This is a genomic window from Shinella sedimenti, from assembly GCF_022601905.1.
Taxonomy (GTDB): Bacteria; Pseudomonadota; Alphaproteobacteria; order Rhizobiales; family Rhizobiaceae; genus Shinella; species Shinella sedimenti.
Genome location: NZ_JAKVIN010000002.1, coordinates 163735 through 185865, shown reverse-complemented (window position 1 = coordinate 185865; position 22131 = coordinate 163735). Strand labels below are relative to the sequence as shown.

25 protein-coding genes and 1 tRNA gene are annotated in these 22131 nt (G+C 63.5%); 6 read left to right on the top strand and 20 right to left on the bottom strand.

The features are described 5' to 3' along the window. Positions 1–56 precede the first annotated feature (56 nt). Positions 57–572: a hypothetical protein gene (locus MKI86_RS05090; RefSeq protein WP_241598232.1), complete on the top strand. Its 516-nt coding sequence runs from the start codon at positions 57–59 to the stop codon at positions 570–572. A gap of 52 nt (positions 573–624) precedes the next feature. Here MKI86_RS05090 and MKI86_RS05085 read toward each other — a convergent pair whose 3' ends face one another. Genes MKI86_RS05085 through MKI86_RS05075 form a run of 3 tightly spaced genes read right to left on the bottom strand, consistent with a single transcriptional unit; the run spans position 625 to position 6352 of the window. Further along, positions 625–1461: an isocitrate lyase/PEP mutase family protein gene (locus MKI86_RS05085; RefSeq protein ID WP_241598231.1), complete on the bottom strand. Its 837-nt coding sequence runs from the start codon at positions 1459–1461 to the stop codon at positions 625–627. Next, positions 1458–3905, bottom strand: a complete 2448-nt coding sequence (locus tag MKI86_RS05080) for a GcvT family protein (protein WP_241598229.1) — start codon at positions 3903–3905, stop codon at positions 1458–1460. Before MKI86_RS05080 ends, MKI86_RS05085 begins: the two co-directional genes overlap by 4 nt. After that, the gene (locus MKI86_RS05075) at positions 3902–6352 is read right to left on the bottom strand and encodes a GcvT family protein (protein ID WP_241598227.1); all 2451 of its coding nucleotides are present in this window, start codon (positions 6350–6352) and stop codon (positions 3902–3904) included. The genes MKI86_RS05080 and MKI86_RS05075 overlap by 4 nt, the downstream gene beginning before the upstream one ends. Before the next feature lie 130 nt (positions 6353–6482). On the opposite strand from MKI86_RS05075, the gene MKI86_RS05070 reads away from it, so the two are divergent. Beyond that, positions 6483–7331, top strand: a complete 849-nt coding sequence (locus MKI86_RS05070) for a LysR family transcriptional regulator (RefSeq protein ID WP_241598225.1) — start codon at positions 6483–6485, stop codon at positions 7329–7331. Between the two features lie 63 nt (positions 7332–7394). Next, the gene (locus MKI86_RS05065; protein ID WP_241598223.1) at positions 7395–7649 is read left to right on the top strand and encodes a hypothetical protein; all 255 of its coding nucleotides are present in this window, start codon (positions 7395–7397) and stop codon (positions 7647–7649) included. Positions 7650–7670: 21 nt separating this feature from the next. On the opposite strand, the gene MKI86_RS05060 is transcribed toward MKI86_RS05065, so the two are convergent. The 5 genes from MKI86_RS05060 to MKI86_RS05040 all read right to left on the bottom strand — a co-directional run bounded on the left by MKI86_RS05060 (position 7671) and on the right by MKI86_RS05040 (position 12673). After that, the gene (locus tag MKI86_RS05060) at positions 7671–8447 is read right to left on the bottom strand and encodes an SDR family oxidoreductase (protein ID WP_241598221.1); all 777 of its coding nucleotides are present in this window, start codon (positions 8445–8447) and stop codon (positions 7671–7673) included. Positions 8448–8550: 103 nt separating this feature from the next. After that, positions 8551–8772, bottom strand: a complete 222-nt coding sequence (locus tag MKI86_RS05055) for a hypothetical protein (RefSeq protein ID WP_241598219.1) — start codon at positions 8770–8772, stop codon at positions 8551–8553. Positions 8773–8944: 172 nt separating this feature from the next. Then, positions 8945–10288 (bottom strand): histidine kinase dimerization/phospho-acceptor domain-containing protein, encoded by a 1344-nt coding sequence (locus tag MKI86_RS05050; protein ID WP_241598217.1) that lies wholly within the window; start codon positions 10286–10288, stop codon positions 8945–8947. Further along, complete coding sequence (locus MKI86_RS05045) at positions 10285–10941, bottom strand: response regulator transcription factor (RefSeq protein WP_241598216.1); 657 nt, start codon at positions 10939–10941, stop codon at positions 10285–10287. The genes MKI86_RS05050 and MKI86_RS05045 overlap by 4 nt, the downstream gene beginning before the upstream one ends. Positions 10942–11035: 94 nt before the next feature. After that, positions 11036–12673: a phosphoethanolamine transferase gene (locus MKI86_RS05040; protein ID WP_241598214.1), complete on the bottom strand. Its 1638-nt coding sequence runs from the start codon at positions 12671–12673 to the stop codon at positions 11036–11038. A 168-nt stretch (positions 12674–12841) separates the two neighbouring features. Between MKI86_RS05040 and MKI86_RS05035 the strand changes: the two genes are divergently transcribed. After that, positions 12842–12985, top strand: coding sequence for a hypothetical protein (locus MKI86_RS05035; protein ID WP_241598212.1), 144 nt, complete (start codon positions 12842–12844; stop codon positions 12983–12985). 15 nt (positions 12986–13000) lie between these two features. Here the strand turns inward: MKI86_RS05035 and MKI86_RS05030 are convergent, their stop codons facing one another. From MKI86_RS05030 to MKI86_RS05010, 5 genes are all read right to left on the bottom strand, one after another. Continuing rightward, positions 13001–14053 carry a sulfate/molybdate ABC transporter ATP-binding protein gene (locus MKI86_RS05030; protein ID WP_241598210.1) on the bottom strand — a complete coding sequence of 351 codons (1053 nt, stop codon included), beginning with the start codon at positions 14051–14053 and terminating at the stop codon, positions 13001–13003. Between the two features lie 19 nt (positions 14054–14072). Then, positions 14073–14936 carry a sulfate ABC transporter permease subunit CysW gene (gene cysW / locus MKI86_RS05025; protein WP_241598209.1) on the bottom strand — a complete coding sequence of 288 codons (864 nt, stop codon included), beginning with the start codon at positions 14934–14936 and terminating at the stop codon, positions 14073–14075. Continuing rightward, complete coding sequence (gene cysT, locus MKI86_RS05020; RefSeq protein ID WP_241598208.1) at positions 14926–15789, bottom strand: sulfate ABC transporter permease subunit CysT; 864 nt, start codon at positions 15787–15789, stop codon at positions 14926–14928. The genes cysW and cysT overlap by 11 nt, the downstream gene beginning before the upstream one ends. Positions 15790–15794: 5 nt before the next feature. Further along, positions 15795–16820 carry a sulfate ABC transporter substrate-binding protein gene (locus tag MKI86_RS05015; protein WP_134647193.1) on the bottom strand — a complete coding sequence of 342 codons (1026 nt, stop codon included), beginning with the start codon at positions 16818–16820 and terminating at the stop codon, positions 15795–15797. Positions 16821–17067: 247 nt separating this feature from the next. Then, positions 17068–17451 carry a hypothetical protein gene (locus tag MKI86_RS05010; protein WP_241598207.1) on the bottom strand — a complete coding sequence of 128 codons (384 nt, stop codon included), beginning with the start codon at positions 17449–17451 and terminating at the stop codon, positions 17068–17070. A 168-nt stretch (positions 17452–17619) separates the two neighbouring features. Between MKI86_RS05010 and MKI86_RS05005 the strand changes: the two genes are divergently transcribed. After that, positions 17620–17817, top strand: coding sequence for a hypothetical protein (locus MKI86_RS05005; protein ID WP_241598206.1), 198 nt, complete (start codon positions 17620–17622; stop codon positions 17815–17817). A gap of 69 nt (positions 17818–17886) precedes the next feature. Here MKI86_RS05005 and MKI86_RS05000 read toward each other — a convergent pair whose 3' ends face one another. Together MKI86_RS05000 and MKI86_RS04995 are read right to left on the bottom strand one after the other, a co-directional pair. Next, positions 17887–18873 carry an aldo/keto reductase gene (locus MKI86_RS05000; RefSeq protein ID WP_241598205.1) on the bottom strand — a complete coding sequence of 329 codons (987 nt, stop codon included), beginning with the start codon at positions 18871–18873 and terminating at the stop codon, positions 17887–17889. Positions 18874–18998: 125 nt separating this feature from the next. Beyond that, positions 18999–19074, bottom strand: a tRNA-Ile gene (locus tag MKI86_RS04995). 157 nt (positions 19075–19231) lie between these two features. Between MKI86_RS04995 and MKI86_RS04990 the strand changes: the two genes are divergently transcribed. Then, complete coding sequence (locus MKI86_RS04990) at positions 19232–19993, top strand: SIMPL domain-containing protein (protein WP_241598204.1); 762 nt, start codon at positions 19232–19234, stop codon at positions 19991–19993. 202 nt (positions 19994–20195) lie between these two features. Here MKI86_RS04990 and MKI86_RS04985 read toward each other — a convergent pair whose 3' ends face one another. The 5 genes from MKI86_RS04985 to MKI86_RS04970 form a co-directional block, all read right to left on the bottom strand. Further along, on the bottom strand, positions 20196–20624 hold the full coding sequence (locus MKI86_RS04985; RefSeq protein ID WP_241598203.1) for a hypothetical protein: 429 nt from the start codon (positions 20622–20624) through the stop codon (positions 20196–20198). Between the two features lie 110 nt (positions 20625–20734). Further along, positions 20735–21085 carry a nuclear transport factor 2 family protein gene (locus MKI86_RS04980; RefSeq protein ID WP_241598201.1) on the bottom strand — a complete coding sequence of 117 codons (351 nt, stop codon included), beginning with the start codon at positions 21083–21085 and terminating at the stop codon, positions 20735–20737. 57 nt (positions 21086–21142) lie between these two features. Beyond that, a complete protein-coding gene (locus tag MKI86_RS04975; protein WP_241598199.1) occupies positions 21143–21565 on the bottom strand; it encodes a secondary thiamine-phosphate synthase enzyme YjbQ in 423 nt (140 codons plus the stop codon). A gap of 13 nt (positions 21566–21578) precedes the next feature. Beyond that, positions 21579–21704, bottom strand: a complete 126-nt coding sequence (locus MKI86_RS23790) for a hypothetical protein (protein ID WP_256464528.1) — start codon at positions 21702–21704, stop codon at positions 21579–21581. A gap of 51 nt (positions 21705–21755) precedes the next feature. After that, positions 21756–22109: a DUF1428 domain-containing protein gene (locus MKI86_RS04970; RefSeq protein WP_241598198.1), complete on the bottom strand. Its 354-nt coding sequence runs from the start codon at positions 22107–22109 to the stop codon at positions 21756–21758. Positions 22110–22131 lie beyond the last annotated feature (22 nt).

The window sequence follows — 22131 nt, the reverse complement described above, 5'->3', positions numbered from 1 at the left end:
CGCGCGCCCTTTCGGGACGGGATGCCAGAGGCTATATCAGGTCCAGGAGGACTTGAATGATCTGGGCATTTGCGGTCGCAGCGGCGACAATTCTCTATCTCGCACTGCGCTTCCGGCGCTTCCAAAGCTGGGTCGAACCCGCACTGACCATCGTGGTTGCCATCGGGCTGGTCTCGGCTCTGCTGATCTGGCTGCGGGAAGACCGCATTCCGAAGGGCGAGCCGGTTTCCGGCAACGTGGCAACGTCGGTCATCCTCGCCGATACGGTCGAGCTCTCCGACATGCAGGCGACGATGGCCCAGACGAAAACGAGCTACCGTGTCACCGGCCGCATCGCCAACAAGGGTGCAAGCCCCATGCAGTCCTTCCGGCTCGACGTGATTCTGTCGGATTGCCCCGGCGGGACCTGCCGGGAAGTGGGCCGCGACGACGCGCTCGTTCTGCTGCGTGTGCTACCGGGAGAAACCCAGGATTTCTCTACCTTCGCCGTGTTCCCCGGCAGCGACTTCAACCCGGTCACGGCGCCCGAATGGGATTTTGGCGTGCGCGACGTGCGTTCGGCGGCCCGATAGAGCATTGTTCGACGCCGAAGCGATCCCGCTTCGGCTGGAAATGCTTCTGGGCTCAGCCCTCGTCCGCACCGGCGATCAGCATCGCGTTGATGCGATCCCCCGAGGCGGCGGCCGACAGTTTTGCGAAGCTGCCATCCCTGACGATCGCCTCCATCTGCTCGGCTATTGCCGCATGGGTGACGCGCGCGATCATCGAGCCGAGCGAGATGCGGCGCACGCCGATGCCAGCGATTTCAGGCACGGTGAGCGCGCGTAGCGGCCCTGCTGCCAGCGCATTGACGGGTATGGCCACGGCGTCGACGACGCGGCGCAGTTCCGCCTCGCCCGGCGGCACCGGCACATAGACCAGATCCGCGCCGGCCTTTTCGAAGGCCTGAATGCGGCGGATCGCTTCGTCGAGATCGTAGACGCCGTTCATAACACCGTCGGCGCGAGCGCACAGGATGAAGGGCCGGCCGAGCGAACGGGCGGCGTCCGCAGCGGCGCGGATACGCTCGACAGCAAGGTCGAATGCATAGGCGGGGTTACCCTCCACCATCTGCGTGTCCTCGATGGAGCAGCCGGACAGGCCAACTTCGGCCGCAAGCCGGATCGTCTCGGCCACATCGTCGGGCGCATCGGCAAAGCCGTTCTCGAAATCGCCCGACACCGGCAACGGCGTGGCGCGCACGATATCCTCTGCATGCCTGAGCGATTCCTCGCGGCTGACGCGGCCCATGTCGGGCCGGCCGAGCGTGAAGGCAAAGCCGGCCGAGGTCGTGGCGAGCGCCACCGCACCGGATGCCGCCATCATGCGCGCCGAGCCGATATCCCACGGATTGGGGATGACGAAGCAGCCCGACTGATGGAGTTGATGGAAACGGCGATGGCGGTCGGCAAGGCTGGTCACGCGCGCACTCTTTCGGATTTCGGATCGTAGAGCGGCACGAGCGAGGCTTCCGCCTTAACCCGCACGCCCGCGATCTCGACTTCATAGCAGGAGGCGAGCATATCGGCTTCGCTCTCGCCTGCACAGGGCACGTAACCCATGCCGATGGCACCGCCGAGGAAGTGGCCGTAATTGCCCGACGTGATGGTCGAAACGATCTCGCCGTCGCGCACCAGCGCCTCGTTGTGGAAGAGCAGCGGCTCGGGATCGGTGAGGCGGAATTGCACCATGCGTCGCTTCAGCCCCTCCTCTTCCTTCCTGAGAACGGCGTCGCGGCCGATGAAATCGCCCTTCTTCGTGCGCACGGCAAAACCGAGACCGGCTTCCAGCACATGGTCCTCGTCGGTGATGTCGTGGCCGAAATGGCGGAATGCCTTTTCGATGCGGCACGAATCCAGCGTGTGCAGGCCGCAGAGTTTCAGGCTGACATCCGCACCCGCCTCTTCGAGCGCCTCGAAGACATGGGCCGTCTGGTCGGTGGAGACATAGAGTTCCCAGCCAAGCTCGCCGACATAGGTGACGCGGTGCGCGCGGGCGAGGCCCATGCCGATCTCGATCTCCCGTGCGGTGGCGAAGGGGTGTGCGGCATTGGAGAAATCGTTCGGGCTGACCTTCTGCATGAGGTCACGCGCCTTCGGCCCCATGACGCAGAGCACGCTTTCAGCGGCCGTGACGTCGGTGATGACGACGAACTCGTCTTTCAAATGCTTTCGCAGCCAGGCAAGGTCGCGCTGCAGCGTCGCGCCGGGAACGACGAGGAAGAAGGCGGTCTCCGAAAGGCGGGTCACCGTCAGATCGCTCTCGATGCCACCACGAGCGTTGAGCATCTGGGTGTAGACGATCTTGCCGGGGGCGACGTCCATCTGGTTGGCGCAGAGTTTCTGGAGGAAAGCCAGCGCATCGCGGCCCTCGACGCGGATCTTGCCGAAGGACGTCATGTCGAACAGGCCGACGCCGTTGCGGACGGCAAGGTGTTCTTGCCTCTGGTTCTCGAACCAGTTCTGCCGCTTCCAGGAATAGCGGTACTCGCGCTCCTGGCCTTCCTTCGCAAACCAGTTGGCACGCTCCCAGCCGGCGACCTCTCCGAAGACGGCACCGCGCGCCTTCAGATGCTCGTGGATGGGCGAACGCCGCACGCCGCGGGCGGTCGCCATCTGGCGATAGGGAAAGTGATCGGCATAGAGCAGGCCGAGCGTTTCGGAAACACGGTCCTTGAGATAGGCACGGTTCCTCTGGAACGGCTGGGCGCGGCGGATATCCACCTCCCAGAGATCGAAGGGCGGCTCGCCGTCGTTCATCCATTGCGCCAGCGCCATGCCCGCACCGCCGGAGGAGACGATGCCAATGGAGTTGTAACCGGCCGCGACCCAGTAGCCCTTCAGCTGCGGCGCCTCGCCGAGATAGTAGCGGTCGTCGGGCGTGAAGCTCTCGGGGCCGTTGAAGAAGGTGTGGATGCCGGCCGTTTCCAGCATCGGCATGCGGTTGATGGCGTTTTCGAGGATTGGCTGGAAGTGATCGAAATCCTCCGGCAACTGGTCGAAGCAGAAATCCTCCGAAATGCCGTCCATGCCCCAGGGCTTGGCTTTCAATTCGAAGGCGCCGATCAGCATCTTGCCGGCATCTTCCTTGTAGTAGGTGCATTCATCCGGCACGCGCAGCACCGGCAGGCGCTGGAGGTTCGGGATCGGCTCGGTGACGATATAGAAATGCTCGCAGGCATGCAGCGGCAGCGTAACACCCGACATGTCAGCCAGCGTGCGGCCCCACATGCCGGCGGCGTTGACGACGTTTTCGGTCTCGATGGTGAACGTCTCGCCGTTTTGCTCGCAGGTGACGCCCGTCACGCGGCCGTCCTTTGTCTCGACGGACATGACCTTGACACCTTCGAGAACGGTCGCACCGTTCTGGCGCGCACCCTTGGCAAGCGCCATGGCGATATTGGCTGGATCGCACTGGCCGTCGAGCGGCAGATGCACGGCCGCCTTGATATCCGCTGTGTTGAGATGCGGATACATCGCCTTCACCTCATCGACGGTAATCTCGCGCACGTCGACATCGAAGGCGCGGGCAAGCGAGGCCTGGCGGTAGATCTCCTCTTTGCGTTCCTCCGTCAGCGCCACCGTCATCGAGCCGCACTGGCGCATACCCGTGCCGATGCCGGTCTCGGCCTCGAGCTTGGTGTAGAGGTCGGCGGAATATTTCGCGAGCCGCGTCATGTTCTGCGAGGCGCGCAGCTGGCCGATGAGGCCCGCCGCATGCCACGTCGTGCCTGATGTCAGCTGCTTGCGCTCCAGCAGCACCACATCCGTCCAGCCGAGTTTCGCCAGATGATAGGCGACCGAACAGCCGGACACGCCGCCGCCGATGATGACGGCTCTTGCCTTCGAAGGGATGGGCTTGCTCATGCACGCAGTCTTTCATTGTTGGGGTCGAAAAGCGGCCCGTCCGGCTGGACCACTGCCTTGAAACGGTCGCCGTAGATTTCCACCTCGATCTCGGTGCCTGCCACGGCGAGGTCGGCGCGCAGCATGCCGAGCGCGATGGATTTGCCGACACGGTAGCCCCAGTTGCCGGAGGTGGTCTCGCCGACCACCTGTCCGCCATGCCACAGCGTCGACATGTAGGGCGCGTCGAAGTCGCCGGCCTCCACCGTCAAAAGCACGAAGCGCTTGGTGACGCCGTTCTGCTTCTCGCGCTCCAGCGCCGCCTTGCCCTTGAAATCGGGCTTGCTCCAGTCGACAAAACGGTCGAGACCACCTTGCAGGATGGTGTAATCGGTCGAAAGATCACCTTTCCAGGCGCGATAGCCCTTCTCGATGCGCAGGCTGTCCAGCGCCTCCATGCCGAAGGGTTTGAGGCCATGCTTCTGGCCTGCTTCCCACACGGCGTCGAAGATGGCGGCGGTATCCTCGATCTTCGTGTGGATTTCCCAGCCGAGTTCGCCGGCAAAGGAGACTCGCACCAGCTGGCACCAGCGGCCGGCGATCTGGCAGCTCTGATGCGTCAACCAGCCCTTGGAAAGATCGGCATCCGAAACCTCCGCAAGGATGGCGCGGGAATTGGGGCCTGAGAGGATCTGGCAGGAAAAGCTTTCGGTCACGTCGTCGATGGTGAAGGCTGCATCCTTGGGCAGATGCTTTTGCAGCCATTCGAAATCGTGCCACTGGGCGGTTGCGGCGGTGATCAGGAAGAAGAAATCCTCGTCCAGCATCATCACTGACATTTCCGTGACGATGCGCCCCTTGTCGTCGGCGAAATAAGCAAGACCGATGCGGCCGGGTTTCTGCAGCTTGCCGGTGGTCAACGTCGAGAGCCACGCCGTCGCCCCCTCACCCTTCACGCGGAAGCGCGAGAACCCGGGAAGATCAAGAATGCCGGCGGCCTCGGTGACGGCGCGGCACTCCTCCTCGATGCGCGGCCGCCACGGACCCTCGCGGTTCCAGGTCTGCGTCGATTCTTCGGATATGTCGTCGCCGGGCTTGGCGTACCACATGGCGCGCTCCCAGCCGTTATAGGGCTTGAACTGCGCGCCGAGCGCCTTGATGCGATCGTGGATCGGCGAGAGCTTCTGGTCGCGTCCTGCCGGCCAGGCATGCTTGGGGAAGTGCATGGCATATTCGTGGCCGTAGATTTCCATGCCCTTTGCGATGCAGTAATCCTTATTCGCGGCGAAGCTCGTATAGCGGCGCGGATCGCAGGACCACATGTCCCACTCCGTCTCACCTTCCGTCACCCACTCGGCCAGCACCTTGCCCGCGCCGCCGGCCTGGCAGATGCCGAAGGTGAACACGCAGGCCTCATAGGCGTTCGGCACGCCGGGCATCGGACCGATCAGCGGATTGCCATCGGGCGCATAGGGAATGGGACCGTTGATCATGCGCGACAGGCCCGCCGTGCCGAGGATCGGCACGCGCTCGACGGCATCGTTGAGATACCATTCGAGACGGTCGAGATCGTCGGGGAAAAGCTGGAACGAGAAATCGTCCGGCATCGGATCATCAGGCGTCACCCAGTGTGCCTTGCAATTGCGCTCATAGGGGCCGAGATTCATGCCCGTCTTCTCCTGGCGGAGATAGTAGGACGAATCCACGTCGCGCAGCAGCGGCAGCTTGTGGCCGGCTTCCTTGGACCATGCGGCAAGCTCGGGGATTTCCTCGAAGAGAATGTACTGATGGCTCATCACCATCATCGGCACCTCGCGGCCGAACCATTTTCCCACCTCGCGCGCATAATAGCCGGCGGCGTTGACGACCTTCTCGCAGCGGATTTCGCCCTGCGGCGTCGAAATCACCCACTCCTCGCCCTCGCGCCGCGCGCCGGTGGCGGGACAGAAGCGGAAGATCTTCGCGCCCATGTCGCGCGCGCCCTTGGCGAGCGCCTGCGTCAGCTGCGCGGGGTCGATATCGCCGTCATAGGGGTCGAAGAGTGCGCCGGTCAGGTCGTGCGTTTCGAGGAAGGGGTATTTTCCCTGCATCTCGTCGGGCGTGAGAATGTCGAGGTCCATGCCCTGATAGCGGCCCATGCCGACGACGCGCTTGAACTCCTGCAAGCGCTCCTTCGAATGGCCAAGCCGGATGGAGCCGGTGACGTGGTAGTTCATGGGATAATCGACCAGCGCGCCCAGCTCGCGGTAGAGCGAAGCGGAATAGCGCTGCATGTTCATGATCGACCAGGACGCGGAGAAGGTCGGCACATTGCCAGCGGCATGCCAGGTGGAGCCGGCGGTCAGTTCGTTCTTTTCGAGCAGCACGCAATCCGTCCACCCGGCCTTTGCCAGATGATAAAGCGCGGACGCGCCGACGGCGCCTCCGCCGATGATGACGACGCGGGCATGGCTTGGCAGTGCGGACATTCTCGTTCCCCTTCTTTGCGCTTGATTTTTGGCAATCAAAGCGAAGGGCGGCAACCCGGCGGATTTTGCTTTATTAATCGAAAGCACCGATTACATTTCCTCGAAACATTCGGGAAAAGACGGCGCCTTCATGCAAATCGTTCTGATCGAGACATTCCTGGACCTGATGGAAACCCGCAACTTCAACCGCACGGCTGAGCGGCTGAACGTGACGCAATCCACGGTCACACATCGCATCAATGCGCTGGAGGCGCAGTTCGCGCGCAAACTCTTTGCCCGCAACAAGGGCGGAACGCAGCCGACGGCCGCGGGGCTGCGCTTTCTAGACCACGCGAAAGCGCTGCAACATCAATGGCATGAGGCAACGCGCGCGGTAGAGACGGCCGGTGCCTACGAGCGCTCCATGCGCATCGGTCTGCAGCACGATCTCGCTGCCCATTATGCCGGCGAATGGCTGGCCGCCGTGCGCCGCGAACTGCCGGCCACTTCCATCTATCTGGAGGTGGATTATTCCAGCCAGATGAACCGCGATCTGGGTGCGGGCGACCTCGACCTCGCCATCCTCTTCACGCCGCACTACCTGCCCGACCTGCATTATGAGCGCATCGGCGACATGCATTACGAGATGGTGAGCAACCGGGTGCGCCGCATCGAAGATGTGCGCCCGGACGATTACATCCAGGCCGTCTATTCTCCTGCCTTCGACCGAATGCACCGGCAGGCGCATCCCGACCTGTCGACGGCGCCGATCGCCAGCGGCGAGACCACCGCGATCCTCGCCCTGATGCAGAAACTCGGCGGCTCCGCCTTCGTGACGCGGGCCGATGCCGAACGGCTGGTGCGCGCCGGCACGGTGCAGCGTGTGGAGGGCGCCGAGCCGATCCTACAGCCCGTCTATGCCGCAGTAAACGTGCGCACGCGCCATGCGCATCAGCACCGGCGCATCATCTCCATCCTTCAGGCGCTTCTTGCGGCATGAAGCATTGAAACTGCCCCGCGCGCTGCCTATTAACGGCAAATCAGATCCGACGAAGGAGTTCCCATGGCCGCCCGCGACCGCTATTCGCGCAAACTAGAATGCGCCATGTGCGGCCATTCCGGCTATGCGGAAGTATCGGAAGACGACATGCCGACGCGCAAAGACCCCGATTTCAGGGTGGACGAACTGCCGCGCGGCTTCGCCACCGAGCGGCCATCGAAGTATCCCGACAAGCACATGATCCGCTGCCGCTGCGGCCACATCTTCAAGTTCCAGCAGAAGACGGTCTATGCCGCAGGCGGAGAGCCGCGGCGCTGACACTCGGTGTAGCGCCCGCCGCTATCCGCGACCAACGAAGGGCATGTTGGTCGCCATGACGGTCATGTCGAGCACATTGGCGTCGAGCGGCAGGCTGGCCATGTAGATCACCGCATCGGCGACGTGCTTGACCGACATGGTCGGCTCGCGCACCGTCTCGCCATTGGGCTGCAACACGCCGGTGCTCATGCGCGCTGTCATGTCCGTGGCGGCATTGCCGATATCGATCTGGCCGCAGGCGATGCCGTATTTGCGTCCGTCGAGCGCCGTCGACTTGGTAAGGCCGGAGATGGCGTGCTTGGTCGCCGTGTAGGGTGCCGAGTTCGGGCGGGGTGTGGTGGCAGAGATCGAGCCGTTGTTGATGATACGCCCGCCGCGTGGACTCTGATCCTTCATCAGGCGGAACGCCTGCTGCGTGCAGAGAAACGCGCCGGTGAGATTGGCGGCAAGGATGTTCGTCCATTCCTCGAAGGGAATGTCCTCCAGAAGCGCGGGCGAGACATTCGAGCCGGCATTGTTGACGAGAAGGTCGAGCCGCCCGAAATCCTGCTTCACCTCTGTAAAGGTCGCCTGCACCTGAACGGGATCGCCGACATCGCAGACGATCGCCCGGACGGCCTGGCCGGTCTCGGCGCCAATCTCCGCGGCCGCCTTTTCTAAGACGGCGGCGCGCCGGCCGGTGATGATCACGGCATAGCCTTCCGCGCTCAGCCCTCGGGCGATGGCAAGGCCGATACCCGTGCCGCCGCCCGTGACCAGCGCGATCCTTCCCTTGCCGGTGCTGCCCCAGTCCGTCATGCCCGTTCTCCCCGAAATCGCCGTGCTCGATGCACAAACACCTAGCGCACGGCGACCGGAAAGTCATCGCGGGACATGACGGCCGCGGACGGCCGGCACGGGCTCAGGAATGAAGATGAATGCGCTCGTGGCGTTCACGCCGCGCCACAAGATCTTGTTCGATATAGATTTTCCGCGCTTCATCAATCGCTGTTGCGAAGGTTTCGCTGATGACGCGGATACTGTTTTCAGAAACCAGGGGGTATGCCCCGCCGCTTTCTGCTGCATGCAGTTTGCAAAGCGCGCTGGCAAGCAGGCGCGCATACTCTTCCGGTTTACGACCCATGTTCCCCACCTGTTTTTGATTATAAACACATAAAACCACAAAACATGGCACAAAGCCACATTTTTCTCACACAAAGACAGAAAATATCGCACAGGACGGCGACGGTGTTCCAGCTAAGAACGCCGGGAAACGAGGATGTGCGAAAAGAAAACAGAACCGGGCAAACCGGGCATCAATCCGGGACGGGAAACACGATCTCTGCCTGAAAACCATCCAAACGACCCGGTGCCGGCGATGTCAGGACGAGGCTGGCGCGCATCTGCGACAAAAGCCGCTCGGCGATGGAAAGCCCGAGCCCCGAGCCGGCTGCAAGCGCCTTGCCGCGGGAAAAGCGCTTGCGAACGGCCGCAAGTTCGGCAACGGTCATCGCCGGCGCGGCGTTGACGACGCGCACATTGCCCGTCGGTGCAATGTGGATATCGACCGGCTCGCCTTCCTGTCCGTGCAAAAGCGCGTTTTCCACGAGGTTGCGCACCACGATGGCGAAGGTGTCGGCATTGCCGCCGCGCAGCACAGGAGCCGAACCATGGCCGTGCAGGCGAATGCGTGTGGTATCGTCGGAGGAACGCTGGAAATCGGTAACGACGAGATTGACGACATCGCCAACATCGAATGTGGCTTCGGTCACACCGACGCCGGCTTCTGCGCGGGCGAGCTGCAACAGCTTCTCCGTGAGCTTGGTCAGCCTTTGCAGCGCAGCCTCGATCTGGCGGGCACGGGTCTGCACGGGACCATCCTTCAGTTCGGAGAGGAGCAGCTGCGTCTGCGCGAGCGCGCCGGCAAGCGGCGTGCGCAATTCATGCGCGCTGTTTGAGGTGAATTCGCGCTCGGCATCGATGACGGCGCGCAGGCGGGCAAGCAGAAGGTTGACCGAGCGCTGGATCGGCTTCAGCTCACGCGGAAGCCTCACCTCCTCGATGGCCGCGAGGTTACCGCCGTCCTTTTCGCCGATCGCCGCGCGCAGCGCCTCCACCGGCGACAGCACGCGCCGCACCACGAACCACACCGCCAGAAGCGTGACCGGAACGATCAGCAGCACCGGCAGGAGAAGCGCGAGCGAGCCCTCCATCACCGCCTCCTGCCGCTCGTCTGCGGAATAGACCACCTGCACGAAGATCGTGCCGTCCTCATCCGAGGCGGTGTAGACGCGCCCGTCCCTGCCCTCGAAGAACCCGGTCTCCAGCGGTGCATCGAAGGGCTTTTCGGCTGCGGCATGGGAATGAAGAAGCACGTTGCCGGCACCGTCGCGGACCTGATAGGTCAGGTTGCCCTCGCCCGGCTCGGCCGGCAGCGAGCCCCGGCGCAGCGCGGCACCCGCCTTTGCCTGCGCCAGAAGATCGTCCAGCGCGAGCGGCACAAGCCGTTCGGCCGTCTCCTGCAGAACCCCGTCGAAGATCTCGCCGAATTCCTCGCGCATGACGAACGCGCCAAAAGCCACGGCCACGAGCCAGAGCACGGTAATCGTGCCGGCGATCCACAGCATGAGCTGGCCGGCGAGGCTGTTGATTCCCCTCATCGGCCGAGCCTGTAGCCGATGCCGCGCAGCGTCTCGACGCAATCCTTGCCGAGCTTCTTGCGCAGCCGGCTGACATAGACCTCCACCGTGTTGCTCTCGATTTCGGAGCCGAAGGCGTAGAGCGCCTCTTCGATCTGCCCCTTGGAGACGATCGCCTCCGGGCGCGCCGCAAGACGTGCGAGCACGGCCCATTCGCGGCTGGAAAGATCGATCACTTCACCTTCGCGCAGCACGCGCCGGTCGGCGAGCCGGATCGTCAGCGGCCCGGCCTCCACCACCGGCACCGCGGCACCCGAATAGCGCCGTGCGACGGCCAGCATGCGCGCACCGAGCTCACCGAGATTGAACGGTTTCACGAGATAATCGTCCGCGCCGCTGTTCAATCCCTCGATGCGGTCGGAAATCTGGTCATGTGCAGTGAGGATGATGATCGGCATGGTCGCGCCCGCCCGGCGCAAGGCTTTCAGCAGCGACAGCCCGCTGCCGTCGGGCAGCCTCAGATCGAGCAGGAGGAGGTCGTAGGCCACGGTATCCGCCGCCGAACGCGCGTCCTCCAGTGTCTGCATCCAGTCCACCGCATGGCCGAGGCCGGCGACGTAATCGCGCACGGCCTCGCCCAGAACGGCATCGTCTTCGGTCAGCAGAACCCTCAAGCGCCGCACTCTCCGTCTGTGAGCGGCGCGTTTTCGCCCGCCTTCCGAATCCGGAGAATACATGGATGCGGTGCGCCTCGCCATCGCCCCCGTTTCAGCTGAGCGCGCCAAGCCGGCACGCCGACATGAGGTCGAGCGCGGGGTCACGTACCTTCGTCTGCACCCGCATCATGCCGAGCACCGTGTGGAACAGATTGTCGTGCGACTGCGGCTTTTCCGTTTCCGCCTTGAGGCAATCCGCGGAATAGGCGGCCTTTTCATCCTTGCCGAGCCACAGCACGAACGGCACGTGGGTCTGCTGGCTCGGCGCGATCATATAGGGCGTGCCGTGCAGGTAGAGACCGAGTTCGCCGAGCGACTCGCCATGATCCGACATGTAGATCATGGAGACGTCGAGGCGATTCTCCTGTCCGCGCAGCTTGTCGATGACGGTTGAAAGGATGTGGTCCGTATAGGCGATGGAGTTGTCATAGGCATTGACGATCTCGTCGCGGCTGCATTCGGAGAAATCGGCGGCGCGGCACTCGGGCGTGAAGTGGCGGAACTCCTCCGGGTAACGCTGGTAATAGGCCGGCCCGTGGCTGCCGATCTGGTGCAGGACGAGTACCGTGTCGGACTTCACCGACCCGATGAACGCATCGAGATTGTCGAGCAGCACCTGATCGCGGCACTCCTCGCCGGAGCAGAGGCCGGGAATGCCGCTCTTGAAGAGCTCGAGCTCCTTGATGCGGCTGGCGATCTGCTTGCTGCCGGTATTGTTGTCCCACCATTCGACATTCACGCCGGCATGGCCGAGCACGTCGACGAGGTTCTGCGTCTCCAGCCCCTTGCGATGGGTATATTCCGCCCGCGTATAGACGGAGAACATGCAGGGCAGCGAAACGGCGGTCGCCGTGCCGCAGCTCGACGTCTGCGGGAAATACAGGATATCCTGTTTGGAAAGCTCGGGATTGGTGTTCCGGCCATACCCGCCAAGCGAGAAATTCTCCGCGCGCGCCGTTTCGCCGGCGACCACGATCATCAGGCGCGGCTTGCGTTCGGCAAGCGGGCTGTCGGCGACATGGGCGTCCTCGCCCAGCGGGGCGGCCACGATGTTGCTGTCACTCGTCTCACCGGCAGCATACTGGATGGCCGTGACGAGCGGCACGAAGGGATTGAGCGTCTCGAACCAGTCGTGATGGGCGCGAACGGTGGCGGCATAGATGCGGCCATGCGACAGGCCGGCGACGAGCGCGATGACCAGAGCCGGCGCGATGACGGCGAGGTTGCCGCGCACCTTCGCAAGGAAGGTCCTGTGCCGCACCCGAACCCACATCAGGAGAAGCGACGGCAGGACGCCGTAGACGAACATGTGCAGCAGGAAGCCCGGCGTGACGAGATGGCCCGCTTCCGAGCTGTTGGTCTGCGCGGCGTTGCGGATCATCTCGATGTCGATGACGACGCCGAAGCGGTCCATGAACCACGCGCCCGAGGCCGCGCCGAGGATGAGCACGATGAAGATGGGCTTCATCGTATATTTTACCGAAACGGCAACGCAAAGCGCGATGTAGAGGCAGGTGATGCCGATGGCGATGGAGGCGAAGGTTGTCGGCCGGCCTTGCAGGTAGAGCCAGCCCTTCGACCAGAAGCTCCAGTTCGTCAGGGCCAGCAGGTAAAGCGCCGTCAGAATGCTGACGGTGACGCTTCCCAATTCGGGCCGCCACAGGGTGAAGCGGCCGCTTCCTTCGCGCATGGTGTATCCTTTCACGTCCATCCGGCGAAGGCGCATTCGCGCTCCGCCATTCTGACGCCTTCCCTGCCCATGCAAGCTGACAGACGGCTGAACGAATGCAGCCCCGCCCATTCAGCCCTCTGTCAGGTTGAGCGGGAAAAAGGGGCGCATGCAGATATGAGGTGATGCGTGAAATCGAGGTTCTTGCTGCCAGGCGCGCTTTTCATCACGTCGCTGGTCGTTCTCGTCCTGGTGATACCGCTCGCGCAGGGTCCATCCCTGCGCTCGCATGACGAGGCGCTGCGGCAGGCCTTCGGAACAGGGACCGACTAAGGCCGGCCCCTCCCTTTATTTCGCAAACAGCTTGAAGCGGAGCGGACGGAAGCGGATCGACGTGCCGTTGGCCGCCTGCGCATCCAGCGGCACCTCGATCTCCACATGGAGCGGTTCGTCCGCCCCGCCGATATCCAGATCGGCGATACGCGTGCCAGCCAGCCGCCGGGACGTCACGACGCGCCCTTCCAGCGCCGGTGCGGAAGGGTCGGTGACGAGGGTCACGTCCTGCGGGCGGAAGAACAGCGTCGCCTCGCCGCTGGCGATATCGCCCTGGCGCGTGGCAACCCCGATCTCGTTGCCCCGGAAACGCACCGAGCCATTGACGATGCTGACCGGCACACTCGCGCTGTCCCCGATGAAGGAGAACACGAAGGGCGAATTCGGCCGATCGTAGACATCGTCAGACGAGCCGACCTGCTCGATCTTGCCCTGGCTCATCACCACGACGCGGTCGGCCAACTCCAGCGCTTCTTCCTGGTCATGGGTGACGAAGACGGTGGTGTGGCCGGTGCGGTCATGGAATTCGCGCAGCCAGCGGCGCAGCTCCTTGCGCACCTTGGCATCGAGCGCGCCAAACGGCTCGTCGAGCAAAAGCACGCGCGGCTCGATCGCCATGGCACGGGCGAGCGCCACGCGCTGGCGCTGGCCGCCGGACAGCTGGTTGGGGTAGCGCTTCTCCAGCCCCGACAGCTGTACCATCTCCAGAAGCTCGCTGGCGCGACGACGGATTTCGGCCTTGGAAGGCCGCTCGCCGCGCGGACGCACCGTCAGCCCGAAGGCAATGTTGTCGGCCACCGTCATGTGGCGGAAAAGGGCATAATGCTGGAACACGAAGCCGATATTGCGCTCCTGCACGGTCTTGTGCGAGGCGTCCTCATCGCCGAAGTGAATGCTGCCGAGCGTGGGCTGCTCGAGGCCGGCGATGAGGCGCAGCAAGGTGGTCTTGCCGGAGCCGGACGGCCCCAGAAGCGCGATCAGCTCGCCGGAGCGGATGTCGAGCGAGACATCGTGCAGCGCCGGGTAACGGTCGAATTCCTTGCGAAGGTTTTTTACACTGACGTCCATTGCGGGCGTGCCTTTCAGATCAATGCTTGCGGCCGGCGGCGATTTCCGCGCCGTAGTGAAGTTCGAGCGCCGTCTTGACGACCAGCGTAACGAGCGCGAGTGCGGCGAGCAGCGACGCCACCGCGAAGGCGGCGACGAAATTGTACTCGTTGTAGAGGATCTCCACATGCAGCGGCATCGTGTTGGTGAGGCCGCGGATATGGCCCGAGACCACCGAGACCGCGCCGAACTCGCCCATGGCGCGCGCGTTGCAGAGCAGCACGCCGTAGAGCAGGCCCCACTTGATGTTGGGCAACGTGACATACCAGAAGGTCTGCCAGCCGCTTGCCCCAAGTGACAGGGCCGCCTCCTCGTCGCCCGTGCCCTGCTCCTGCATGAGCGGGATGAGCTCGCGCGCCACGAAGGGGAAGGTCACGAAGATGGTGGCGAGAACGATGCCCGGCACGGCGAATAGGATTTCGATGCCATGGCTCTTGAGCCACGGACCGAGCACGCTGCCCGCGCCGAACAACAGCACATAGACAAGGCCGGAAATGACCGGCGAGACCGAGAAGGGAAGATCGATCAGCGTCGTCAGGAACGCCTTGCCCTTGAACTCGAACTTGGCGATGGCCCATGCCGCCGCCACGCCGAAGACCAGGTTGAGCGGCACCGCGATGACGGCCACCAGCAGCGTCAGCCGGATGGCGGCCAGCGTATCGGGATCGCCGAAAGCCGCGAGGAACTCCTCCGTTCCCTTGCGGAATGCCTCGATAAACACGGCGGCCAGCGGCAACAGCAGGAAAAGCGCCAGGAAGACGAAGGCCAGCGCCATCAGCGTGTAGCGGGCGGCGGGCGCCTCCGTCGTAGGAGAGCGCAGGCGGCGGGAAGACTTATGCGCCATGACCATATCTCCTGCGGCTCCATGCCTGGATGAGGTTGATGACCAGCAGCATGGCAAAGGACAGCGCCAGCATGATCGTGGCGATGGCGGTCGCTGCGCCGTAGTTGAACTCCTCCAGCCGGATGACGATGAGCAGCGGCGCGATTTCCGACACATAGGGAATATTGCCGGCAATGAAGATGACGGAACCGTATTCACCCACGCCGCGGGCGAAGGCGAGCGCGAAACCCGTGAGGATGGCCGGCGCCAGGCCCGGAAGCAGCACGCGGAAGACCGTCTGGAAACGGTTTGCGCCGAGCGTCGCCGCCGCCTCCTCGATCTCGCTGTCGATCTCCTCCATCACAGGCTGCACGGTGCGCACCACGAAGGGCAGGCCGATGAAGACCAGCGCGATCACAATGCCCGTCGGGTTGAAGGCCGCCTTGATGCCGAAGACATTGAGGATCTGGCCGATCCAGCCGTTCGGCGCATAGAGCGCCGCAAGCGCGATACCGGCAACCGCTGTGGGCAGCGCGAAGGGCAGGTCGACAACGGCATCGACGATGCGCCGGCCGGGAAACTCGTAGCGCACGATGACCCAGGCGACGATGACGCCGAAGACCACATTGACGATGGCCGCGATGAAAGCGGTGCCGAAGGAGATCTTCAGCGCATTGATCGTTCGGGGATCGGAAAGGATGCCGAAGAATTCGGCACCCGAGAGCGTTGCCGAACGCCAGACGAGGCCGGCAAGCGGAATAAGGATGATGAGCGTGAGATAGGCGAGCGAAAAACCGAGCGTCAGTCCGAAACCCGGAATAACGCTCGGCTGTTTCAGTCGCCACCGCCCGGAAGCAGCAGCAGTCGTCGTCAACGTTCTCAGTTCCCCGGCTTGTAGATCTGGTCGAAGACGCCACCGTCGCCGAAGTGCTCGGGCTGCGCCTTGGCCCATCCGCCGAAGATCGGGTCGTCGATGGTGACCAGCTTAATCTCGGGAAGCTGTTGCAGCAACTCCGGCTTCACCACTTCGCGCTTGGAAGGGCGATAGAAGTGCTTGGCTGCGATGTTCTGGCCTTCCTCAGAGTAGAGGTAGTTCAGATAGGCCTCGGCCTGCTTGCGCGTGCCCTTGGCATCGACATTGCCATCGACCACGGCGACCGGCGGCTCGGCGAGAATCGAGATCGGCGGGGCGACGATGTCGAACGCATCAGCGCCGAATTCCGCACCGGCCAGATAGGCTTCGTTTTCCCAGGCGAGCAGAACGTCGCCGATCTGGCGCTGGGCAAAGGTCGTCAGGGCGCCGCGCGCTCCCGTGTCGAGAACCGGCGCCCGCTTGTAGAGATCGGCGATATAGGCCTTGATCTTGTCCTGATCGCCACCGAATTCCTCGTTCGCCCAGGCCCAGGCAGCGAGGTAGTTCCAGCGCGCGCCGCCCGAGGTCTTCGGGTTCGGCGTCACGATCTGCACGTCACCCTTCACCAGGTCGCCCCAGTTCTTGATGCCCTTGGGATTGCCCTTGCGCACGAGGAAGACGATCGTCGAGGTGTAGGGCGAGGAATTGTTGGGCAGGCGCGTGCGCCAATCCTTGTTGATCTTGCCGGTCTTTTCCACGATGGCGTTGATGTCGCTTTCGAGCGCCAGCGTCACGACATCGGCCTCCAGGCCGTCTATCACCGCGCGGGCCTGCTTGCCCGAGCCGCCATGCGACTGCTGGATCGTCACATCCTCGCCGGTCTCGGCCTTCCAGTGCTTGGCGAAGGCCTCGTTGTAATCCTTGTAGAGTTCGCGGGTCGGATCGTAGGACACGTTGAGCAATGTCGTCTGCGCCCACGTCGCCGTGACGCTGCCAAAGGCCAGCCCGACACCCAGGAGCAAGGCCCCTACCCGTTTCACCAAAATAGACATGTCCAACCTCCTGTGCGTTTCTGCCAAAAGCCTAGGGAATTACTAGAGTTAGTCAACAATGCTCGAGACGTTTGCAAAACCGGTTCCCTTTCAGCCGGGATAGGGCAAAAGCCGCATCGCGAAAGACCCGGCACATGGAACGGACAACGGGGACAAGCCCGCCTTCGCGAGCATATTCGTTCACGCGAAATCACCCTGCCGGGACCGTGCGCGGCACCCGTTCAGCGAAAAATCCGGGCTGCCGCGCTCAGCGCCGCGGGCAATGACGCCGCTCGGCGGCGGTCGCGGCACGGTCGAGACCCGTCACGACGAGTGTGGGCAGGCGGTGTGTCCTGCCCCTGATCACCGTCTCGCGGTCCTCGATATGACCACGCAGCACGCGCGTCCCGAAATAGAGCGCGTCGGTGTCACGAAGGCGCTGCCGATCGGTTTCCGGCAAGCCATCGATATCGGGATAGACGCCCTTGATGTCGCGGCCGCTGGCAAGGTCGCGGACGGTGGTCGACGGGCACGGCACGACCAAGCAGCGCAAGCCGTTGTCACAGGCCACATAGGCACCTTCCGCAGCTGCTATCGATGGGCTGAAGCCGAGGGCAAGCAAGCCGATAACAGTCGCAACGAGACGGTTCATGCGGTAATCCTCCAGGCAGATAACTCCCAAATCGCGATGCTGCACTGCAATCCTTTCACGCTTGGACATGCACCCGAATTTTGCCCGTGATTTTGCTGCGTGCCGCCGGAACAATCCCCGCCCCAACCGGTTGAAAGGGCACGCAACCTTGTTTGGGCACGATGGCAGATGCAGGAACAGTCTAAGCTCTTTCCCGATCACCGGCGGCTTTCGGGAGAACGGTATACGCTCGATAGCTTTCGCACGGCCTATGGGCTGTCGCACACGGAAGCCGAACGGCTTTTCGAGAAGTTCGGCCCGTCCAAGCGGGAGCTCGATCTTCTGATGCGCGCGCGCAAGGACCCCAAGCAATTTCTCAACTTCTGATCCGCATCAGGACCGGCACACGCAAATCAGGCGGCGGCGATATCCGCCGCCGCCTGATTCGCGTGATGCCTACCAGAGCTGGTGGACATGCGGCGCGATCCGCTCGCGATACAGCGCGCGTAATGCGCCCATCGTCTCGGCCGGCAAGGCGGCGATGTCGCTTGCCGCACTGTTGCCCTTGGCCTGGCCGGCATTCTTCGCGCCCGGAATCACGACGCTGACAGCCTCTTCCATCAGGATCCAGCGCAACGCGAACTGGGCCATGGTGACATTACCCGGCACCAGCTTGCGCACCTCTTCGACAGCCTCCAGCGCTACGTCATAAGGTACGCCAGAGAAGGTCTCGCCCTTGTCGAAGGCCTCGCCGTTGCGGTTGAACGCCCGATGGTCGTCCGCGGCGAACGTCGTCGCTGCATTCATTTTGCCCGTCAGCAGGCCCGAGGCCAGCGGCACGCGCACGATGACCGCCACATTCCTCGCCCTGGCCTCACGAAAGAACAGGCCGGCCGGGCGCTGGCGGAAGATGTTGTAGATGATCTGGACCGACACGACGCCGGGATATTCCATCGCTTTCAGCGCTTCCTCAACCTTCTCGACAGAAACGCCGTAATTGCGGATCTTGCCCGCCGCTACGAGGTCGTCGAGGATGCCGAAGACCTCGGGACGGTAATAGACCTCCGTCGGCGGGCAATGCAGCTGCACCAGATCGAGGCAATCCGTTGCAAGGTTCTGCAGAGAGCGGTCGATGAAGGCGGTCAGGTTCTTACGATTATATTCGTCCGCTACATGCGGCGCGGCGCGGCGCCCCGCCTTGGTGGCCACATAGGGCCGCTCGCCGCCGCGCTCCTTCAGCACGTCGGCGATGATGCGCTCCGAACGGCCGTCGCCATAGACATCGGCCGTATCGATGAAGGTGGTGCCGGCATCGAGCGCCGCATGCAGCGCGCCCCGCGCCTCATCCTCCGAAACATCTCCCCAGGCTCCACCGATGGCCCAGGCCCCGAACCCGATCTCCGAAACGACACGGCCCGTGCGCCCGAACTGTCTATCCTTCATGCTATTCTCCTCATCACCCGGCCTCCCGGCCGCTGTCAGCACCCTACCGCAGAAAGCACTCCGTTTCACCGCCCAGCCATCCACGGTGGCAAACATTCTGGTAGATCGTTGATTTTAAAGTATTTTGGTGGGCCCGGAGGGACTCGAACCCCCAACCAAGCGGTTATGAGCCGCCGGCTCTAACCATTGAGCTACAGGCCCTTCCCGGCCGTGGCGGCGGGGGTTCGTCGGTCAATGGCGGCCGACGGTGTTAACCGTCTAGACGAAATAGTCTTTTCTCACAAGCACTGCCGTAATCTCTACACAATGAACGACGATGAACACGACAAGGGACACAATCATCAGGAGACTTGCCAGCATGTTCCATGCAATCACCGGCCGTCGCACGGGCGCCAGCCTGTTCGCCCTCTCGCTTGCCGCCGCCACCGCCCTGCCGCTTGCCGCGCACGCCCAGGATGCCGCCGCCGCAAAGCCGCGCGAGGCGACCATCATCGTGACCGGAGAAGGCAGCGCGGAAGTGGCCCCCGACATGGCCGTTGTCGATCTCGGCGTCGTCAAGGACGGCAAGACGGCCCGCGAGGCGCTCGACGCCAACAACAAGGCCATGGCCGACATCCTCGCCGCCCTCAAGGAAGCGGGCATCGAGGAACGCGACGTGCAGACCTCCGGCTTCATGATCAACCCGCAGTACCAGTATCCGCAGAGCTCGACGGGCGAAAACCCGCCGCCGGTTCTCATCGGCTTCCAGGTCACCAACACGGTGACGCTGCGCGTGCGCGACCTGACGAAGCTCGGCGAGATCGTTGACAAGACCGTGACGCTCGGCGCCAACCAGGGCAGCGGCATCCGCTTCGTCAACGACAAGCCGGAATCGACCGTGAGCGCCGCCCGCAAGAAGGCCGTCGAGAATGCCGTCGCCAAGGCGAAGGAACTGACGGAAGCCGCCGGTGTGGGCCTCGGCCGCGTGATCGAGATTTCCGAAACGTCCTACCGCGCCGAAGCGATGCCGATCGCCCGCGCCATGGCCAAGGATTTCGCTGCCAGCGGATCGGTGCCGATCGCAGCCGGCGAGAACAGCTACTCCGTCACCGTCAACGTGACCTTCGCGCTGAACAACTGACACAGCGCACGCTTGCAGAAATGACGAAGGGCCGGGAAACCGGCCCTTTTTCGTTGCTGACAGGATCGGGGCGCTTCCCAAGGACATCAAAACGCAAAAGCCCTCCCGACGATGTCGGGAGGGCAGGCCGTTCGCCGGCCGGGGGTGACGAGGCGAACAGCTTTCCTCGCGGAAGCCGGCGTTACGCCGGCCCCGCAGCTGTTCAGCGGCGCCACATGGCGGGGCAACCGCGCTCGTTGGCAAAGATCATGCGGGTATATTCGCCGCGGCGGAAGCCTTCGACCACGACGCGACGTGGCGACATGTCGGCAATGTTGGCGCGGCGCATACCGAAATCGCGCGCCTTCTCGATTGCAAGGCCCGGTGCGCAGCGGCCGCGGCCACGACCCCAGCCACCGCCATGGCGGCGATCGTCACGGCGATCCCAGCGGTCACCGCGGTCGCGACGGTCACGGCGATCCCAGCCGCCATCATCGCCCCAGCCCTGCTGGACCTGAAGGAAACCGTTGCGGTAGCCGACGTTGTCGATGGTCACGCTCAGGCCGGCAGCCGAGGCGGCCGGAACAGAAGCAGTCAGGGCGCCGAGACCGAGGACGGCGGCGAGAATGGTCTTGGTCAGAAAGGTCTTCATGAGAGGCTCCTGTTGGCTCCGGCAGAACCTTTTCTGACCGGCGATTGAAAACACCTTATGGCTGCGATGCTGAACGCAAATGGAATCGTCCGTTCAGCCTGCGTTCAACTTCATGAACCGTTGAACAGGGCAACGCGGGTGATTTCCCCCTCATCGACCTCCAGAAGCAGGATCTTTTCGCGCGAATAGGTGCCGCCGCCCGCCGTCTTGCCATGCGCCGTCACGCGGATGGCCACCGCCTGGCCTGCGGCATCGCTCATGACGAGCGCATCGGCATAGGTCTCGTCGGATGACTGGAAATAGCGGGCAAAGCGGTCGCGCAGCGCCTCACGGCCATTGTCGCTTCCCTCGCCGATGCCGGAGAGGACGACATCCTCCTGCACACGGGCGGAAAGCGTGGTGAAATCGCGGGCGTTCAGCGCGGCGATGACGGTGCGGGCAAGGTCGGTCGTATCAGCCATGGGGGTCTCCTCTCGATGGGCAAGGCGCCAAACGGGCGAGCCCGAAAAGGGTTCCCGTCAGGCGCCGAGATGCAGCACGATCTCGCGCCGGTGCGGGCGATCACGATGCTCGAAGAGATAGAGCCCCTGCCAGGTGCCGAGCGCAAGCCGTCCGGCCATGACGGGAATGCCGATGGAGACCTGCGTGAGCGCCGCCTTTATATGCGCCGGCATGTCATCCGGTCCTTCCATCGTATGAACGACCCAGCGCATGGAGGGATCATCGGACGGCGGCACGAGCCGGCGGAAGAACCGGTCGAGATCGTGCCGCACGTCGGGATCGGCATTCTCCTGAATCAGCAGCGAACAGGAGGTGTGGCGCACGAAGACGGTCAGAAGCCCCTCCGTTACGCCGGCTTCACGAACGAAAGCCTCTACCTCGCGGGTGAACTCGTAGAGCCCCTGCCCGCGCGTGGATATCTCGATCATGCGTTGCGGCACGATGAAAGCCGCCTCAACCGATAAGCCAGGACAGACCGCCGCCCAGCACGATGAACACCACGATGACGCCCATGAAGCGGGCGAGCCCCATATTGGTATCCGTCGTATCACCGACGATCGCGTAATAGAGGTGGTTCATGCTGCGTCCTTTCCTGACGGATGGGAGAGTGATAGCGCAGGCCGCGCGGCCTCACAACTCGAGGAAGGGCCGGAAGCCGCCATAGATCATGCGCTTGCCGTCCAGCACGTCCTTCCACGCGTCGCCCTGCATGCGCGGATCCTTCATCACTTTCGCATTGATCTCGTCGCGCTTTTCCCGGGATGGGTAGGTGATCCATGAGAAGATCACGACCTCGTCGTCGCGCGCCTGCACGGCACGGGGGAACGAGGTCAGTTCACCATAGGGCACATCGTCACCGATGCATTCCACGTAGTCGATCGCGCCAAGTTCCTTCCAGACATCGCCAGCGGTGCGGGCCATCTCCTTGTAAGCCTCGATATTGGCCTTCGGCACGGCAAGCACGAAACCGTCAACATAGGTCATGAGCGTCTCCTCCTGTTTTGCA